Origin of the sequence: Pectobacterium peruviense, assembly GCF_002847345.1 — a bacterium.
GTDB lineage: Bacteria > Pseudomonadota > Gammaproteobacteria > Enterobacterales > Enterobacteriaceae > Pectobacterium > Pectobacterium peruviense.
The window spans coordinates 61,451-79,532 of record NZ_LXFV01000011.1 but is presented as its reverse complement, the minus strand read 5'-3'; the positions used below and the strand labels follow the sequence as shown (position 1 = coordinate 79,532).

Sequence of the window (18,082 nt, the reverse complement as noted above, 5' to 3'; positions counted from 1 at the left end):
TCAACGGGTTGACGCTGGATTTACGCTATACGGTGAATCCCTGTACAACTTTGGTGGATGTCGCTTTTTCTGGTGTGACTTTTTTGCACAATTGCGAGCGTCGTCCACATGAACCAGACATCGCATTGATAGTTTCAGTTTTATACTCGTCATACTTCAAGTTGCATGTGCGTTGGCTACGCTCACTCACCCGAATCACTTACTTGAGTAAGCTCATCGGGATTCCTTCCCTTGCCGCCTGCCTGAAACTCGAATTATTTAGAGTATATCTGCTGGATGCGTTCAGTAATTCTTTTCAAGTTATGATCAGGCATATTCTGCATCCTGCGCTATTGGTACACTATGCCCGCATTCGTTGGGCTTTGGATGAATGTGGGCTGCTTTCACTCGCGAGGCTTGTTGCTCGGCTATTTGTGAATCCGCTATTTTGTCGAACTTTGGAACCTTTTGATTTATGAACATTCTTTCATCCGCATTCTTGCGCGTTTGTCTGCTGGCGATGTTGATGCTGCCTGTTGGATATGCATCGGCGGCGAGTGCGGATTCTGATCCACAGCCCGCGCAGACCGATGCGCCAGTAAAAATTAATGTTGATGCTGAGTTGATCAAGCTGCAAAAACAGTTAGATAGCATCAAGCAGCAGGTTTCAGGCACAAATAACGACAGCAAATTTGGTGCGTTGAATGACACAACGCAAGAGTTGGTGAATAACGCCAACGAGCTTTCTAATGCCGTGGCACCGCAGCGTGCCCAAATTCAGGCTCAGTTGGATGTCTTAGGGCCTGCGCCAGAATCTGGTTCCAGTATTAATGAAACCAGCGAAGTGACGCGTAAGCGAAACAGCCTGAATGCGCAAAAAGCAAAAATGGACGCACAGATTGAGCAGATTCAGGCTTTACGCGCCAGTGCGGCTAATCTGTCGGCGCAAATCGTTACGCTTCGCCGTAGTGCGCTGAAAACGCAACTGGCATTGAATTCTGGCAGCATTCTGGGCGGGCGTTTTTGGGCTCCCCTTATAGCACCACAGGCCGAGGATGTCCGTCGCCTGAGTACCTTTCAGGATCAGTTAACCGACGCCTTTACGGTGGCTTGGGAACCAGACTGGCGCTACGGTTCTGCCTTCCTGATTCTGATTGCAATGGCGATGAGTTCGGCAGGGCGTCGGTATCTGGAGAAATATCTGGCCTGGGCGGGAATTCACTGGTTACCGGAAGGGCGCTTGCGGCGGAGTTTTTTAGCCACGGCGTCAGTTATCTCAACCGTAGTCACGATCGGTATTGCAGTGAATTTGATCGACTTCACGTTCACGCGCCATGGCGAGGCGACAGAACGCGTAGTGTCGTTCCTTGATGCGCTGGTGAGGCAGGCCATTTTCTGTTCGATGATTGCTGGGTTGGGGCGCGCATTCCTGTCAAATCAGCGTCCTTCATGGCGCTTGCCCGCGATTGCTAACCCAGTAGCAAAAGCCATGAAGCCGTTCCCTGTGGTCGCTGCTGGCATTATTTTGATCTTTGGTTTTATTGAACAAGTGACGGCGACGGTGGGGACATCGGTCGCGGCAACCATTATGGTGAATGGCTTATCCGCACTGTTCTTAGCGTTTACTGCCGGGACGATCACGCTGAAAAGCGATCAGATTCGTCGGCAGATGGTGCATTCAGGGGAACAGCCGGAAGCGCGTTCGACGTTATCTGGCGTGATTCATCTTGCTGTATTGGCGACGGCGTTCTCTATTCTGGTGTCACTGGTCATCGGTTATATCTCGCTAGGTCGCTTCCTGGCGTTCGAGCTGGTGTGGATTGGCATGGTGTTCTCCTGCCTGTATTTATTCTCAACATTTATTACCGATATCTGCGAAAGCCTTTTTTCTCCTAACAATGCCAGCGGCAAGCGGATGAAAAATTCGCTCAATCTGGACGATCGGCATCTGGCTCAGGCCACATTGCTTCTGTCGGCTGGTGGTAAAGTCTTTTTAATTTTGATGGCGGCCGTTGCCTTACTTAACGGTACGTTTGGCACCACTACCCCTTTGGAGTTGGTGCAAAAAGCCGTTGAAATCTGGGGGGGGAAAGGGCTGGAAACCTTGAGCATTGTGCCTGCCCATCTGGTCAATGCCGTGCTCTTTCTGGTGGTAGGGGTTTATGTTTTACGCTCTTCAAAACGCTGGTTGGAGGACGAGTTTCTTCCTAAAACGACGCTAGAGCGAGGAATCCGTGCGTCGCTGGTGACGCTATTCAGCAATATCGGTTATATCCTGATTATTCTGCTGACGTTGGCGACATTGGGGATTGAATGGAACAAGCTAGCGTGGATTGTCAGTGCGTTGTCGGTGGGTATCGGTTTTGGCTTACAGGAGATAGTGAAGAACTTTATCTCTGGCCTGATTCTATTGACGGAACGCCCGGTGAAAGTCGGGGACTCGGTCAGTATCAGCGGAGTTGAAGGCGATATCCGGCGGATTAACGTGCGTGCGACGGAAATTCAACTGGGTGATCGTTCGACGGTGATCGTGCCGAACTCTCAATTCATTTCACAGAATGTGCGCAATATTACGATGGGGAATCCGTTTGGGGTTGCGACGCTGGCGCTGACGTTCCCGTTGGATATCGATCCTGAAGAAGTTCGGACACTTTTGCTGGATGCTTACATCAACCATGATGCGATTCTGGAGTCACCGGCGCCGTCAGTGAAATTCAGCCAGTTGAACCCGACGGGCATGGTGCTGAGTGTCACGGGCTATGTCAGCAGTCCGAGAATGGTATCGGAAGCGAAGAGCGACCTGCTGTTTGAGATCATCAAGCGGTTACGGGCATCTAATATTCCGCTAGCCGTACCGCAGAAGATGGTGCTGGAAAATTCAGGGCTTGCACTGCCTGACAGCATTTCGGGCGAGGATAAATAATGATTTATACCCTAAATAATTCGAGTTGCAGGACAAAACGTTAGCGTTTTGAACAACGCAATGCGTTGGCCCACTAGGGCAAGGCTTATTTATAAGCCTTGTAACGCGGCAAGAGAGGGAATCCCGATGAGCTTACACAAGTAAGTGATTCGGGTGACTGACAAATCTGCCAGAGGCAGATTTGAACGCTGCTTGCAGCGACCCCAACGGGGCGAGGCCAACGCCAGTGTGCCGAGTAGCGCAGCCAACGCACATGCAGCTTGCAGTATGACGGGTATAGCCATCCGTTATCCGATATTGAACGGGTAACGAATGGACATCGACGCTTTGCTAGCTAGCAGGGCGTGAATCGCGGCTATTTTCCCTGCTGTTTAATCATATCAAGATAGATTTCACGCAGTCGCTGAGTAATCTGGCCGGGCTTGCCGTCGCCGATCGTTTTTCCATCCAGCATCACGACGGGGAGGACGAGCATAGTGGCTGAACTGACAAAAATCTCCTTGGCGTGATACGCCTCTTCTGGCGTAAAACAGCGTTCTTCTAACGTAATGCCATCCTTTTCTGCCAGCTTGAGCAGCGACTGACGGGTAATACCGTGCAGAATATCGTTGCTGAGTGGGCGTGTCACAACGGTATTGTCATGCAGGACGATGTAGCAGTTGCAGGAACTGCCTTCGGTAATAAAGCCATCTTGGACAAAAAAGGCGTCATCGGCTTTATTCGCGTGGGCATATTCTTTCGCCAGGCTGGCAGCGAGCAGGCTGACGGTTTTGATATCCCGACGATGCCAACGGATATCCTCGGTGGTGACAACGTGTAGACCCGTTGTTGCTTTCGGGTTACCGACCAGCGAACGCGCCTGAGTGAATAAAACCAGCGTGGATTTGACGTCAGCAGAAGGGAAATAGAAATCACGATCGCCAGCATTGCCACGGCTAAGTTGCAAATAGATCGCGCCTTCTTGCAGATCGTTTTTATTGATCAACTCATTGTGGATATCTTTGAGCGCCTCTGCGGTGACGGGCAACGTAAGCGATAACTCGCGGCAGGAGCGTTGCAGGCGAGTGATATGGTCGGGAAAATCAACCAGCTTGCCATCGATTACCGCGGTCACTTCATAGACGGCATCGGCAAACAGGAAACCACGGTCAAATACGGAAATTTTTGCTTCATTCTCTTCTAAATACTGTCCATCAACGTAAACAAGACGTTGCATCACAACACTCCTTAATAGTTGCTCAATGCAGGTTAACGCGCGTTATCCCCACAATAATGCGTTGGGCGGTAATATTTCGCTACCGTTATAATACAATCCATTATTGCGATCGCGCTGTAAGAGCAACGGGCCATCCAAATCGACCACGGCGGCTCCCTGCGCCACGACAAATGCCGGTGCCATCGAAAGCGATGTGCTCACCATGCAACCGACCATAATTTTTAAATTTTTCTCTTGTGCGTATTTTCGCAAACGCAGGGCTTCAGTCAGTCCGCCCGTTTTATCCAGCTTGATGTTGATCATGTCATAGCGTCCTACCAGAGCGGCTAGCGACTGGCTGTCATGGCAGGACTCATCAGCACAGACGGGAATTGGGCGGGGCAGCGTTGCCAGCATATCGTCTTTGCCCGCAGGGAAAGGTTGTTCGATCATCGTGACGCCAAGTGCGGCGAGTTCAGGAACCAGCGTCAGATAGCGCTCGGTATCCCATCCTTCATTAGCGTCTACGATCAGGCGAGCCAGTGGTGCGCCTTCGCGAACGGCGGCGACTCTGGCCAGATCGTCTGCATCCGCCAGTTTTAGTTTGAGAAGAGGGCGATTGGCATTGTGTATGGCGGCGTGGCGCATGCGGTCTGGCGTATCGAGCGATAGCGTATAGGCCGTCTCCAACACCGTGGGTGAAGAGAGATTCAGGCGTTGCCAAATGCGTTGCCGATGCTGTTTGCACTCGAGATCCCAAAATGCGCAATCGAGCGCATTACGCGCGGCGCCTGCTGGCAGAAGGGGTTGTAGCGCTTTCCGATCCAGACCGTTACGGATGTCGCTGTGCAGTGAGGCAATCTGTTCCATTACGCTGTCGAGTGATTCACCGTAACGTGAATAAGGAACGCATTCGCCATAGCCCGTCACGTTGCCGGACTGAAGCGACACGACAACGACATCCGCCTGACGCTTGCTGCCGCGTGAAATGGTAAATGCGCCCTCTATTGGCCAACTTTCGGTGAAATATCGCATCTCGATCATAAGTTTGCTCTTGAATCAATCATCTCGAATCCACCCTATTGTGCCCCAGCGCCGTAAGTTACTCGTTTGACTGGCCTGATTGGACTCTAAAGTGTAATGCTTCTCTCTGCGCGTATTCTTCATTTTTTGCGATTTTAGTCAGAAATAAATGAGGTTTAATTCCAGACTGAGAAAATTTATGAGCGGGTATCGACAGAGCGAATTATCTGAGATAGCTTGAATAAGCTTATTACACTTCAGGTCGCATATACCTCCGTGGTTTTAACGAAAGTTGTAGCCAATGAAAACTGGCTTTCTGCGATTTGAATGATGTTGAGTAGAGCGCTTTTTACAGGCGCTGCGTCGCTCGGACGGTCCGGGCGCTCACGTTAATTTGAGGATGTTATGGCTGATTCTACTTCTCCGCGCCGTTTTACGCGCATCGATCGTCTTCCCCCGTATGTATTTAATATCACTGCTGAATTAAAAATGGCTGCGCGTCGTCGCGGCGAAGATATTATTGATTTCAGCATGGGTAACCCTGACGGCCCGACGCCTCCTCATATCGTGGAAAAACTCTGTACGGTTGCACAGCGTGAAGATACTCATGGTTACTCGACATCCCGAGGGATCCCGCGCTTACGCCGTGCGATCTCCCGCTGGTATGCCGACCGCTATGAGGTTGATATCGATCCTGAAAGTGAAGCGATCGTCACTATTGGTTCCAAAGAGGGGCTGGCGCACTTGATGCTGGCAACGTTGGATCATGGTGATACGGTGCTGGTGCCTAACCCCAGTTACCCCATTCACATTTATGGCGCGGTGATTGCCGGTGCACAGGTGCGTTCTGTGCCGCTGGTGGAGGGCGTCGATTTCTTCAATGAATTAGAGCGCGCTATCCGAGAGAGTATTCCGAAGCCGAAAATGATGATTCTCGGTTTTCCGTCGAACCCGACGGCGCAGTGCGTCGAATTGGATTTCTTTGAACGTGTTGTTGCGTTGGCGAAACAGTACGGCGTGCTAGTTATCCATGATTTGGCCTATGCCGATATCGTTTATGACGGCTGGAAGGCACCGTCGATCATGCAGGTTCCCGGTGCAAAGGACATCGCGGTAGAGTTCTTCACGCTGTCGAAAAGCTACAACATGGCGGGCTGGCGCATTGGTTTTATGGTCGGAAACCCGGAGTTGGTAAACGCGCTGGCACGGATTAAGAGCTACCATGATTACGGTACGTTTACGCCGTTGCAGGTTGCCGCGATTGCCGCGTTGGAAGGCGATCAGCAATGTGTGCGGGATATTGCTGAGCAGTATCGCCAGCGCCGTAACGTTTTGGTGCGCGGCCTGCGTGAGGCAGGTTGGATGGTTGATGAGCCGAAAGCCTCAATGTACGTCTGGGCGAAAATTCCTGATGTTTATGCACATCTGGGGTCGCTGGAGTTCGCCAAGCGACTGCTGTCTGAAGCGAAGGTTTGCGTCTCGCCTGGCATTGGCTTTGGGGATTATGGCGATACCCATGTTCGGTTTGCCTTAATCGAAAATCAGGATCGTATTCGGCAAGCGGTACGCGGAATTAAGACGATGTTCCGCGCTGACGGTATCTTGCCGACCACTAAACCCGTAGCAGGAAAGGGCCCTGCGGCCTGATATCCTCGGCTCCCAGTTGCCTGACTGGGAGCAACATAAACATGCCGTGACAGCGGCTTATCATTTGCTAGAATGCCTACCGTTAATCTCAATCAGGATGAGTTTGTCATGTCGTTATCTCTGTCTAAATTTTCTGCGTTAACGCTGCTTTGCGTCACGCTGGCCGGGTGCCAACAAACAGGAACGTCTGCCCACAAAGGAACGGTGGCAGGTCAGTCTTCTGCGGTAACGGTCTCTTCTAACGATCAATTGAATCAGCTGTCGTCGCTGGTGGCGGCCACCCGGTATCTCAAATCGAAATGTAACCGTAGCGACCTTCCCGATGATGCGACGATTGCCAATGTTGCGTTGACTGTGGCGAAGCAAAGAGGCTGGAATGTTGCGAACTATCAGGCTTTACCGCAGCGCAGTGAAAGCCTGTATCAAGGGTTATTAAAAGACAGTACGCCAAAAGAGGCGCAGTGTTCGGAATTTAACCGCACGCTGACGCCGTTTATTGATGCCATGCGCAGCCACGGTTAAGGCGTAGTATTTCCACTTTCGTTGGCGGCGGAACGTTCATTCTCGTTGAATTTTCCGCCTGGCCAATCCTCCAGCGCTTCCAGAATAAACACCTCACCCTCTACGCTAAAAATGGTCATATCCTGCTGAATTTGTTCTATGGTTAACCCTTCCATCGGCGAGTCGCCTTCACGGAATTGCAGGCCGTTGAGCGTGATGCTGCGTTTGGCTTCGTCCGACGTATAAACATGTGCGCTGTAGGTCAATGGCGGAATCTCACCATTGCTGATGGGCGGTAACGACAGCGTGGTCTTTTTCTCAAGGGGAGCAGCAGGCGCATCGACATGAGTCTCTCCCTGATGAGGCGTCGCTGTGAGTGCTGTCGACGCTTGTCCCTCAGCCGAAGGTAAGGTGGCGGCTTGAACGGCCAACGTGGTCGTCGGAGACGTCGTAGGGCTACCCCAGCGCTGGTGGCTGAACCAGCCTAGGGCGATAAAAAGCAAAGCGTAAACAACCATCAGATAACCGGGCATTGGGTATCTGGCAAGTAGCGCTGGCTGTGAGTGTGTCTGTGCGTCCGGTGCGTTATCCACGCGCTAATCCTTAATTATTTATCCCCGTCATACTTCAAGCTGCATGTGTGTTGGCAATACTCGGCTCATCTATGAGCCTCACCCTGAAGGGCCGCCGCTTACGGCGTTCAAATCGGCTATGCCGATTTGTCCTCGCTCACCCCAGTCACTTACTGATGTAAGCTCCTGGGGATGAATGAGAGACAAGTATGTCTCTCACCAGAGGTCAGCCTTTGGCTGCTCAAATTCGTCTTTGACGAATTTGTCACTGCGTCGTCGCCTTCCTGCAACTCGAATTATTTAGGGGGTACTTAGGTCGTGTAGCATCACATCATAAACGAAAGTCGGGTGAGTAGGATGGTGCTGCATGCCTTATTTTGCAAAAAATAGGAAGCACCAGAAAACTGAATCTCTCGGTTATGTGACAGTTCCTCCATTTTGATTAAAAACTATTGTAATCATAATAATCACGCATGGAATCTTGATGCGGGTCGCAAAAAAAATGTGCGAATTTGCTTTAATGAAACCATGTTTTACCATTGTAGGTATGGTGTTTCTTTTTGGTGTTTTAATCGTCAATAAACGAGGGGGTTATAAGAATTTAATTAAGCATCCTGAGTGTTGAATCGGCAGTACTATTATGTGGTTTTTACTACAGGTATTTCGCTGATTTTTTATCAATAAGGGATGAGCCAATCTGCCGCTAAATTACGAATAAAAAAATTTCAAAGTGTGCGATTAATATCGCAGGATTTTTTGCGGATTTATTTTTCTATTTTAATAATTAAAAAATACTGAGGGATAAAATGTTTAGAGCGGTTATTGGGGCTGGTCGTTTACGCACCTGTGCGGTAGCTATTGCCCTTTCTGGGATGGTACTTTCTGGGTGTGACAATAGTCAGCAGCCAGTGGCAGAAACGGCGCCGCCAGATTTGCAGGTGAAAACCACACCGTTTGGTTGGGCTGCACAATACCAGAACACGGACGGTAAGTTTTACGCGACGACGGGTGGTGAGGGTGCGCATGAAAATAGCATTTATATCGTCAGTAATCGTCAGGAATTAAAGGATGCGTTAAATAATGTTCGCAGCGCCCGTTATATCGCAGGCGATGCCGATGCGGAACTACAGGCAAAATTAGAACCTAAGATTATCTATTGGCAAGGCACTATCCGTGGTGATGATTTAGGGAATGGCCGCAATGCGAATGCAGAGGATTATAAAACTAAACCGAATAAAACTACGTTCGATTTTGATTTATATGTCAAAGCGTTCGATCAGAATTATCTGGCGCAGCTGAAAGCCATTGCGGATGCGGGGGGAACGGATGCGGCGGCCGCCAGTGCAGAGCTTAGCCTGTTGAAAAAACAGAATGGTCAGCGTTCGCAGTATGCCAATAACCAGAAAGCACAGATTCAATTTCAGGTTCCACCGAATACCACGATTTTAGGTGTAGGTAGCAACGCGAAACTGGTGGAGGGGTATTTATCCCTCAATACGTTAAGCCAAACGTTCGGCAAAACGGATAACAGCAACATTATTATCCGTAATATTACATTTCAGGCACCGCGTGACTTTGCTCCAGCCTGGGATGCGGGCGACGGTGATAAAGGCAACTGGAATGCGCGTTATGATTCCGTATCGATTAATGCCAGCAAAAATGTCTGGGTTGACCATTGCACTTTTACGGATGGTGAATATCCCGATCATTTAGAGCCCGTGCTGTTCGGTAAACATATCCAACGCCACGATGGCCTGCTGGATATAGAAGATGGCGCTGATTACCTGACAATTTCCTACAACATTTTTGCCCAGCATGACAAAACGGTATTAATTGGCTCTGGTGACGGTGATAAAGGGGAATATCGGATCACTTTTGAAGGCAATTTATGGGACAACAGCGTGCAGCGTTCACCGCGTGTGCGCTTTGGTCAGGTGCATTTGCTGAATAACTATCACCGTGGTGCAACGGATACAAACTATCCCATTCTGTATGCGATTGGGATGGGTTTCGATTCATCGATTCTTTCCGAAAGTAACGTTTTTAATTTCCAGGGCGGTAGTGCAGACGAAAAACTGATTATTGGTGCTTATAAGGGAAGTAAATTTAAAGACAATGGTTCCTGGTTCAATGGCAATCCGGCAAGCAATCTGAATCAAATTGCCTTAGATAAATGTAGTGCACTGCAAGAAACCGAAAAGGCTGCTGCTACAAGCGCTGGGAAAGCGGTGCCGGGATGGGCGCTGGAGACCTGCACCAATGAATTGGAATGGAGCCCGCCTTATGTGTATAGCGTTGGGAAATCCATCGCCGCCGTTGAGAAATATGTCCTGGAAAACGCGGGTTCTGGAAAACTGGATATTTCTCTCCCCTAGTTATCGTCATTAACACATTATCATCATTAACACATTCTTTTTATTGAAATAGTTATCTGTAATCTCTCTGCCCAATATCAATCATTCTGCGGTAATGAATCTGCCGCAGGGTGAGATATATCGGGAAAAATAATAGTAAAAATACAGGAAATACTATGACTTATTTTTTACCCCGTACTCGTCTTACACTCTGCGCGACAGTCGTTCTGAGCAGCCTGATTGCCGGATGCAGCGATAGCGACTCAGCGCCGGATGTTGGTGTCGATCGTTCTGCAGCGCCTCAAAATCTTAAAGTGCCGACGCTGGCTTATGATGACAACAGCGTGGTACTTGCCTGGGAAAAACCGACTAAACCTGCCGCTGGCATTAAAGATTATCGTGTTTATATGAATGGAACCTTGTTGGGCGGAACCATTGATAACCAGAACACCCACTCGCCAGCGAAGCCTTATATCGATAACTTCTACAACGCGATTGATACCACCAACTGGCACGTCCGCGTCAGCTTCCATAATTTCAAGGTGGCTAACCTGTCGCCGGAAACAGAGTACCGTTTCACGGTACGCGCGCTTTATGAAGACGGTAAAGAATCCGTTGATAGTGAAGCGGTTGTGCAGAAAACAATGGCCACGCCAGCCTCATTGAACGTGACTAACTACGGTGCGAAAGGGGATGGGATTGCAAACGATACGCTGGCGATTCAGAAGGCGATTGATGACTGTACGCCAGCCGCGTATCCGAAAGGCTGTAAAGTTGTAGTTGAAGGCGGGACGTTTAAAACGGGTGCGCTGTTCCTGCATAGCGACATGACGTTTGAAGTCGCGAAAGGCACTACGTTGCTGGGGTCGGCAAACGGTGACGATTACCCACTTGCCCGTGGCTACTATCTCTATCCGTACAGTGCACCTAAATTGCCTAAGCGCCCGCCTTCGCTGATTAACGTACTGGAAGCGGACGATCAGGGTAGCAGCCATGCTGGCACCTTTAAAAATATTCGTATCGTCGGGCAGGGCACGATTGATGGCAATGGCTGGATGCGCGGCATTAAAGCCGGTGATGCAAACATTACTGAAATTGATGAATTAAATAACACCTTACCTCTCTATCGTGCGAGTAAAGCCACCAATGTCAGCAGTGACGGTATTCTGGCAAAAGACCAAACGGCCAAGGCCGTTAATGAAGGAATGTCACTGGATGAGGCATACAAAAACCGCCGCTCAAGCCTGATGACGTTGCGCGGTGTGAGCAATATGTATCTGGAAGGGCTGACAATTCTGAATCCGGCATATCACGGTGTGATGGTGCTGGAATCTGAAAATGTGGCGATGAATGCGTTGGTTCACACGACATATGATGCCAATAACGCGGATGGCATTGAATTCGGAAACAGCCAGAACGTCATGGTATTCAATAACTTTTTTGATACGGGTGATGACAGCGTAAACTTTGCAGCGGGATACGGTGCTGAAGTGGCGACGCTGGGGCAAAAAGCGCAGAGCGGTGCCTGGATCTTCAATAACTACTTCCGCCGTGGTCATGGTGCGGTGGTAACGGGTAGCCACACGGGTGCCTGGATTGAAAAAATTGTTGCTGAAGATAACGTAATGAATAAGACGGATGTTGGCCTGCGCATGAAGAGTCGACCCTATTATGGTGGTGGCTCGCGTGACGTGGTATTCCGTAATAACGCGATGCGTGATATTGTCAACGAGCCGTTCGTGTTCACTATCAAATATAAAGCGGACGTGAACGATACCCAGCCTGCGGCAGAACCCGCACAGTTCCGTGATGTGACCGTTTCTAACGTCACGGTTGATGGTTCACCGAAGAAAAACAGCATCATGGTCGACGGGATGACCGTGCTTGAAATGGCTGATGCGTATAAGTTCTCCTTTGGACGTGATGCTTATCACCAAGGCTTGCATTTTGAGAATGTAAAATTCAAAAATGTAAAAGCTACGGACATCACGTTCCTGAAGAACAGTGAATTTAAAAATGTCATTTTTGAGAATGTACCGGGAGCCTGGAATTTCGGTCATATTGAAAATATCAGGCTCGAAGACCGTGTAAATAATGATGCCGCGCTGACGACCAGCGGTGATGAAACCATCACCCGGGAAGCCGCAACGGAATAAGGCATTTTCCCCACGCCGCTAGGTGTGGGGAGTATTATGGATGATTACCTATGGCACGATTGCAAGCGTTCAAAGATCCGTCTTTTAATTCGTTGGTTGCCACTTTTCGGTCACTGCCAGCTCCTCTGATTCGACGTATCGTATTGGGGCTGATTTTACTGCTGATTTGTCAGCAGTTGGCCGTATTGACCTGGCGCTTTCTCCTACCTGAAGACTCACGCATTATTGGCGTGTCGGTCACGCCTGCCCAGGCGAAAGAAAAGCCCGCAACGCCGGGTGATTTTACCTTGTTCGGCCATGCTCCCGATGCGGATGCCTCCGCCGTTAACGACGCCGCATTATCCGGCGATATTCCGTTGTCATCGTTAAATATCAGTCTGACTGGGGTATTGGCGAGTGAAGACGCCAAACGTTCGATTGCCATTATCGCTAAAGATAGTCAGCAATATAGCCGCAACGTCGGCGATGCCGTTCCGGGCTATGAAGCCAAAATTGTGACTATCTCTGCCGATCGTGTCGTGCTCCAGTACCAAGGGCGCTATGAAGCGCTGCACTTGTATCAGGAGGAAAGCACTGCCGATGCGCCGCCGTCTTCTGGCGCTTTTAGTCAGGTGAAAGAGAAAATACAAAAAGATCCCTTCTCGGCGCAGGACTACCTCACCATTTCTCCCGTCACGGAAGAAGAAGTACTGAAAGGATATCAGTTAAATCCCGGCAAAAATCCCGATCTTTTTTACCGCGCAGGCTTGCAGGATAACGATCTCGCTGTGTCATTAAATGGCATGGATTTACGCGATGCAGATCAGGCACAGCAGGCGATGGCTCAATTGGCAGGGATGAGCAAATTTAATTTGACCGTCGAGCGTGATGGTCAACAGCAGGATATATATCTGGCACTGGATGGAGACCACTAATTTGTTTAGCAAGGGACAGGGATTTTTTAAGCGTCAGGTTTTTTCGAAATATAAAAACCAATGGCTTGGTCATGTACGCCGCAAGAGCATGTTATTGCTCGGCGGGAGTGTTCTGTTGATGGCGTCATCGTTGGCGTGGAGCGCCGAATTCTCCGCCAGTTTTAAAGGCACGGATATTCAGGAGTTTATTAATACCGTCAGTAAGAATCTGAATAAGACGGTCATTATCGATCCATCAGTCAGCGGAACGATTACCGTCCGCAGCTACGACATGATGAACGAAGAACAGTATTACCAGTTCTTCCTGAGTGTATTGGATGTCTATGGATTCACCGTTATCCCGATGGATAACAATGTGTTGAAAATCATTCGCTCGAAGGATGCGAAATCAACCTCGATGCCGTTGGCGAGCGATGAAAAGCCGGGCATCGGCGATGAAGTCGTTACGCGCGTCGTGCCGGTCAATAACGTAGCGGCTCGCGATTTGGCACCGCTGCTACGTCAGTTGAACGACAACGCAGGTGCCGGGAGTGTGGTGCATTACGAACCGTCGAACGTGCTGTTGATGACCGGTCGCGCAGGTGTGATCAAACGGCTGATGACGATTGTCGAACGGGTTGATCAGACGGGCGATCGGAATGTGACGAGCATTCCGCTGTCTTATGCCTCTTCGCTGGAAGTGGTGAAGATGGTGAATGAACTGAACAAGATGGATGAGAAATCCGCCTTGCCAGGCATGTTGACTGCCAATGTGGTGGCCGACGAAAGAACCAACTCGGTACTGGTACGCGGAGAACCGAATTCACGCCAGCGCGTTATCGATATGATCAAGCAGCTCGACCGCCAGCAGGCGGTGCAGGGCAATACCAAAGTGATCTACCTTAAATATGCCAAGGCCGCCGATCTGGTCGAAGTGCTTACGGGCGTCGGTGACAGTATCCAAACCGATCAACAAAATGCGTTGCCCGCGCTGCGCAAAGACATTTCGATTAAGGCACACGAACAAACCAACTCGCTGATTGTGAATGCGGCACCTGACATCATGCGCGATCTGGAACAGGTGATTGCACAGTTGGATATCCGTCGTCCGCAGGTATTGGTCGAAGCGATCATCGCGGAAGTGCAAGATGCCGATGGGATGAACCTGGGCGTTCAATGGGCGAATAAAAATGCTGGGGTGACACAGTTTACGAATACGGGGTTACCAATCACGACAATGATGGCGGGAGCGGACCAGTTTCGGCGTGATGGAACGCTTGGTACGGCTGCGACGAGTGCACTTGGCAGCTTCAACGGGATTGCCGCAGGTTTCTATCAGGGCAACTGGAGCATGCTGATGACGGCGCTCTCCAGCAACAGCAAGAACGATATTCTGGCAACGCCGAGTATTGTGACGCTGGACAATATGGAAGCGACGTTTAACGTTGGTCAGGAAGTGCCTGTATTAGCGGGTTCACAGACGACATCCGGTGACAACGTTTTTCAAACAGTGGAACGTAAAACGGTCGGTATCAAACTGAAGGTGAAACCGCAAATCAACGAAGGCGACTCTGTTCTGCTGGAAATCGAGCAGGAAGTCTCCAGCGTGGCTGATGCTGCCTCCAGCAGCAGCACCAATCTTGGGGCAACATTCAATACGCGTACTGTTAATAACGCGGTGCTGGTCAGCAGCGGCGAAACCGTCGTGGTAGGGGGCTTGCTGGATAAAAGTACGAATGAGTCCGCCAGTAAAGTGCCTTTCTTGGGCGATATTCCGATTCTGGGGCATTTGTTCCGTTCAAACAGTCAGGAAACGAAAAAGCGTAACCTGATGTTGTTTATCCGTCCTTCTATTATCCGCGATCGTAGCCAATATCAGAGTGCCTCTGCCAGTAAATATCACTCATTCAGCAATGAAGAACAGAAACAGAGAAACGTCAATAGCGGTGAGGGCGGGCTTCTGGATAACGATTTGCTGCGCCTGCCAGAGGGTGGGAACGCTTATACGTTCCGTCAGGTTCAGTCCTCTATTGTGGCATTCTATCCGGCGGGCGGTAAATGAGCGACGTTGCCTCTCCGATTATAGAATTACGCCCCATATTGCCTTTCGCCTATGCACGATCGCAGCAAATTCTGCTTTTGCAGGGGGAAAATGACGTGAGCCTTCGGACGATTTGTGTCGCGCAGACGCCGTCAACCGCCTTGCTGGAAGCGCGTCGGATTGCGGGCTGTTCGCTCAGAATTGAGCGAGTCACGGAAGAAGAATTTGAGCGGCAATTGGTCATAAGCTATCAGCGCGACTCGGAAGAAGCGCGCCGTATGATGGAGGACATCGGTAACGAGATGGACTTCTATACGCTGGTGGAAGAACTGCCAGACAGCGATGATCTGCTCGATGCCGATGACGACGCACCGATTATCCGCCTCATCAACGCCATGTTGACCGAGGCGATTAAGAATAAGGCGTCGGATATTCATATCGAAACCTATGAGCGCTATTTGCTGATCCGCTTCCGGGTTGACGGCGTATTACGTGAGATCTTGCGTCCACAGCGTAAGCTGGCCTCGCTGCTGGTGTCGCGTATCAAAGTCATGGCTAAGCTGGATATTGCGGAAAAGCGTATCCCGCAGGATGGGCGCATGGCGCTGCGGGTGGGGGGACGGGCGATTGACGTGCGCGTGTCCACATTACCGTCGAACTACGGTGAGCGCGTCGTGCTGCGTTTGCTGGATAAAAACAGCGTTAAGCTTGATCTTGAACTGTTAGGCATGTCGGAACGTAATCGACAACTGTTGGACAGCCTGATCCACCGTCCGCACGGGATTATTCTGGTCACTGGCCCGACAGGGTCGGGGAAAAGTACCACGCTTTACGCGGCACTCAGTCGCCTGAATGCCTCGGAACGTAACATCATGACGGTGGAAGATCCCATCGAGTATGAACTGGAAGGTATCGGACAAACGCAGGTGAATACCAAGGTGGATATGACGTTTGCCCGTGGGCTGCGTGCCATTCTGCGTCAGGACCCGGACGTCGTGCTGGTGGGGGAAGTTCGTGATGGTGAAACGGCGCAGATTGCCGTTCAGGCATCGCTGACTGGTCACCTCGTGTTATCCACACTACACACCAATAGTGCGCTGGGCGCGCTGTCTCGTTTGCAGGATATGGGCGTAGAGCCTTTCCTGCTGTCAACTTCCCTGTTGGGTGTACTCGCGCAGCGTCTGGTCAGGACGCTATGCTCTGACTGTAGCCAGCCACAGCCGGTCGATCCGGTTCAGGCGAAACAGATGGGGATTGCGCCTGATACGCTGCTGCATAACCCCGTTGGCTGTCCGCAGTGTAGCTTTACCGGCTACCGTGGGCGTATTGGTATTCATGAACTGGTGCTGATCAATGACGATGTCCGCGCCGCAATTCACCGCAGTGACGGTGAAATGGCGATAGCGCGGATTTTAGGAGAGAAACGCGCCACCATCCGTCAGGACGGGTTGGAGAAAGTACTGGCAGGGCTTACGACCTGGGAAGAAGTGATCCGCGTAACCAAAGAGGAATGACATGGCACAGTACCAGTATCAGGCGCTGGATGCGCAGGGGAAAAAATGCCGTGGCAGTCAGGAAGCCGATTCTGCCAGACAGGCGCGTCAGTTATTGCGGGAGCGCGGACTGGTGCCACTGTCGGTTGATGAAAGCCGAGGTGATCAGCAGAAGTCGGGTTCTACAGGATTTTCTCTACGGCGTAAAATTCGTATCAGTACCTCAGATTTGGCGCTATTGACTCGCCAGTTAGCGACGCTGGTAGCGGCATCGTTGCCATTGGAAGAAGCACTGGATGCGGTTGCAAAACAGAGCGAAAAGCCGCATCTGAGCCAGTTGATGGCGGCGGTGCGCAGCAAGGTCATGGAAGGTCATTCGCTGGCTGATGCCATGAAATGCTTTCCCAGCAGCTTTGAACGGCTGTACTGCGCAATGGTCGCCGCAGGTGAGACATCAGGTCATCTTGATGCCGTGTTGAATCGGCTGGCAGACTACACTGAGCAACGCCAACAGATGCGTAGCCGAATACAGCAGGCGATGATCTACCCGTGCGTGCTAACCGTGGTCGCGATTGCTGTGGTCAGCATTTTGCTGTCTGTCGTGGTGCCGAAAGTTGTCGAGCAATTTATTCATATGAAGCAGGCGCTGCCGCTCTCTACCCGGGTTTTGATGGGGATGAGTGATGCCGTGCGCACGTTTGGGCCGTGGTTCCTGTTGGCATTGCTGGCTGGATTTATGGCGCTCAGGGTGATGCTGCGGCAGGAAAAGCGGCGCGTCAGTTTTCATCGACGCATACTGCATTTACCGCTGATCGGCCGTATAGCTCGTGGTCTGAATACGGCACGCTACGCGCGAACACTCAGTATTCTCAATGCCAGTGCGGTGCCGTTGTTGCAGGCGATGCGCATTAGCGGTGATGTGATGAGCAATGACTATGCCCGCTATCGTCTCGCGATGGCAACGGATGCGGTACGAGAGGGCGTTAGCCTGCACAAAGCGCTGGAACAGACGGCGCTCTTTCCCCCGATGATGCGCCATATGATCGCCAGCGGTGAACGCAGCGGCGAGCTGGACAGCATGTTGGAACGGGCGGCAGATAATCAGGATCGTGAATTCAGTTCGCACATGACGCTGGCGCTGGGGTTATTTGAACCACTGCTAGTGGTCAGCATGGCGGCAGTCGTGCTGTTTATCGTATTGGCGATTTTACAACCGATTCTACAACTGAATACGTTAATGAGTTCATAAGGTCAATGAGCTTGTAGCAACAATAAGTTCGGTAAGAGAACCAACAATTGAACGAG

Annotated in this window: 13 protein-coding genes; 9 read left to right on the top strand and 4 right to left on the bottom strand. The window is 50.7% G+C overall.

Annotated features, from left to right (window positions below):
• The first annotated feature begins 454 nt into the window (after nt 1-454).
• Complete coding sequence (locus A0G03_RS10035; RefSeq protein WP_048261269.1) at nt 455-2,902, top strand: DUF3772 domain-containing protein; 2,448 nt, start codon at nt 455-457, stop codon at nt 2,900-2,902.
• A gap of 89 nt (nt 2,903-2,991) precedes the next feature.
• Here A0G03_RS10035 and A0G03_RS10030 read toward each other — a convergent pair whose 3' ends face one another.
• From A0G03_RS10030 to dgcA, 3 genes are all read right to left on the bottom strand, one after another.
• The gene (locus A0G03_RS10030) at nt 2,992-3,186 is read right to left on the bottom strand and encodes a hypothetical protein (protein WP_101749501.1); all 195 of its coding nucleotides are present in this window, start codon (nt 3,184-3,186) and stop codon (nt 2,992-2,994) included.
• A 71-nt stretch (nt 3,187-3,257) separates the two neighbouring features.
• Nucleotides 3,258-4,118 (bottom strand): D-amino-acid transaminase, encoded by an 861-nt coding sequence (locus A0G03_RS10025; protein ID WP_048261267.1) that lies wholly within the window; start codon nt 4,116-4,118, stop codon nt 3,258-3,260.
• Between the two features lie 42 nt (nt 4,119-4,160).
• The gene (gene dgcA / locus A0G03_RS10020) at nt 4,161-5,141 is read right to left on the bottom strand and encodes an N-acetyl-D-Glu racemase DgcA (protein ID WP_048261265.1); all 981 of its coding nucleotides are present in this window, start codon (nt 5,139-5,141) and stop codon (nt 4,161-4,163) included.
• Between the two features lie 384 nt (nt 5,142-5,525).
• Between dgcA and alaC the strand changes: the two genes are divergently transcribed.
• Nucleotides 5,526-6,767, top strand: a complete 1,242-nt coding sequence (gene alaC, locus A0G03_RS10015) for an alanine transaminase (RefSeq protein WP_048261264.1) — start codon at nt 5,526-5,528, stop codon at nt 6,765-6,767.
• A 108-nt stretch (nt 6,768-6,875) separates the two neighbouring features.
• Nucleotides 6,876-7,289: a type II secretion system pilot lipoprotein GspS gene (gene gspS, locus A0G03_RS10010; RefSeq protein WP_011094638.1), complete on the top strand. Its 414-nt coding sequence runs from the start codon at nt 6,876-6,878 to the stop codon at nt 7,287-7,289.
• Here the strand turns inward: gspS and gspB are convergent.
• Complete coding sequence (gene gspB / locus A0G03_RS10005) at nt 7,286-7,861, bottom strand: type II secretion system assembly factor GspB (RefSeq protein WP_048261261.1); 576 nt, start codon at nt 7,859-7,861, stop codon at nt 7,286-7,288. The two genes, gspS and gspB, sit on opposite strands and share 4 nt — an antisense overlap.
• Nucleotides 7,862-8,646: 785 nt before the next feature.
• On the opposite strand from gspB, the gene A0G03_RS10000 reads away from it, so the two are divergent.
• The 6 genes from A0G03_RS10000 (at nt 8,647) to gspF (ending at nt 18,026) form a co-directional block, all read left to right on the top strand.
• Nucleotides 8,647-10,215, top strand: a complete 1,569-nt coding sequence (locus tag A0G03_RS10000) for a pectate lyase family protein (RefSeq protein ID WP_048261259.1) — start codon at nt 8,647-8,649, stop codon at nt 10,213-10,215.
• Between the two features lie 155 nt (nt 10,216-10,370).
• Nucleotides 10,371-12,350: a glycosyl hydrolase family 28 protein gene (locus A0G03_RS09995; RefSeq protein WP_048261257.1), complete on the top strand. Its 1,980-nt coding sequence runs from the start codon at nt 10,371-10,373 to the stop codon at nt 12,348-12,350.
• 50 nt (nt 12,351-12,400) lie between these two features.
• Nucleotides 12,401-13,264 carry a type II secretion system protein GspC gene (gene gspC, locus A0G03_RS09990; protein WP_048261255.1) on the top strand — a complete coding sequence of 288 codons (864 nt, stop codon included), beginning with the start codon at nt 12,401-12,403 and terminating at the stop codon, nt 13,262-13,264.
• A gap of 88 nt (nt 13,265-13,352) precedes the next feature.
• Entirely contained in the window at nt 13,353-15,305 is a 1,953-nt protein-coding gene (gene gspD, locus A0G03_RS09985; RefSeq protein WP_167389296.1) for a type II secretion system secretin GspD, read from the top strand.
• On the top strand, nt 15,302-16,798 hold the full coding sequence (gene gspE / locus A0G03_RS09980; protein WP_048261253.1) for a type II secretion system ATPase GspE: 1,497 nt from the start codon (nt 15,302-15,304) through the stop codon (nt 16,796-16,798). Before gspD ends, gspE begins: the two co-directional genes overlap by 4 nt.
• A 1-nt stretch (nt 16,799) precedes the next feature.
• The gene (gene gspF, locus A0G03_RS09975; protein WP_011094631.1) at nt 16,800-18,026 is read left to right on the top strand and encodes a type II secretion system inner membrane protein GspF; all 1,227 of its coding nucleotides are present in this window, start codon (nt 16,800-16,802) and stop codon (nt 18,024-18,026) included.
• Nucleotides 18,027-18,082 lie beyond the last annotated feature (56 nt).

What these genes read in the sequence shown, in the direction of transcription:
- A0G03_RS10030 (WP_101749501.1), bottom strand. Translation starts at nt 3,186, where the DNA reads ATGGCTATACCCGTCATACTGCAAGCTGCATGTGCGTTGGCTGCGCTA.
- gspD (WP_167389296.1), top strand. Translation starts at nt 13,353, where the DNA reads ATGTTATTGCTCGGCGGGAGTGTTCTGTTGATGGCGTCATCGTTGGCG.
- A0G03_RS10000 (WP_048261259.1), top strand. Translation starts at nt 8,647, where the DNA reads ATGTTTAGAGCGGTTATTGGGGCTGGTCGTTTACGCACCTGTGCGGTA.
- A0G03_RS10025 (WP_048261267.1), bottom strand. Translation starts at nt 4,118, where the DNA reads ATGCAACGTCTTGTTTACGTTGATGGACAGTATTTAGAAGAGAATGAA.
- dgcA (WP_048261265.1), bottom strand. Translation starts at nt 5,141, where the DNA reads ATGATCGAGATGCGATATTTCACCGAAAGTTGGCCAATAGAGGGCGCA.
- gspE (WP_048261253.1), top strand. Translation starts at nt 15,302, where the DNA reads ATGAGCGACGTTGCCTCTCCGATTATAGAATTACGCCCCATATTGCCT.
- gspS (WP_011094638.1), top strand. Translation starts at nt 6,876, where the DNA reads ATGTCGTTATCTCTGTCTAAATTTTCTGCGTTAACGCTGCTTTGCGTC.
- A0G03_RS09995 (WP_048261257.1), top strand. Translation starts at nt 10,371, where the DNA reads ATGACTTATTTTTTACCCCGTACTCGTCTTACACTCTGCGCGACAGTC.
- gspF (WP_011094631.1), top strand. Translation starts at nt 16,800, where the DNA reads ATGGCACAGTACCAGTATCAGGCGCTGGATGCGCAGGGGAAAAAATGC.
- A0G03_RS10035 (WP_048261269.1), top strand. Translation starts at nt 455, where the DNA reads ATGAACATTCTTTCATCCGCATTCTTGCGCGTTTGTCTGCTGGCGATG.
- gspC (WP_048261255.1), top strand. Translation starts at nt 12,401, where the DNA reads ATGGCACGATTGCAAGCGTTCAAAGATCCGTCTTTTAATTCGTTGGTT.
- alaC (WP_048261264.1), top strand. Translation starts at nt 5,526, where the DNA reads ATGGCTGATTCTACTTCTCCGCGCCGTTTTACGCGCATCGATCGTCTT.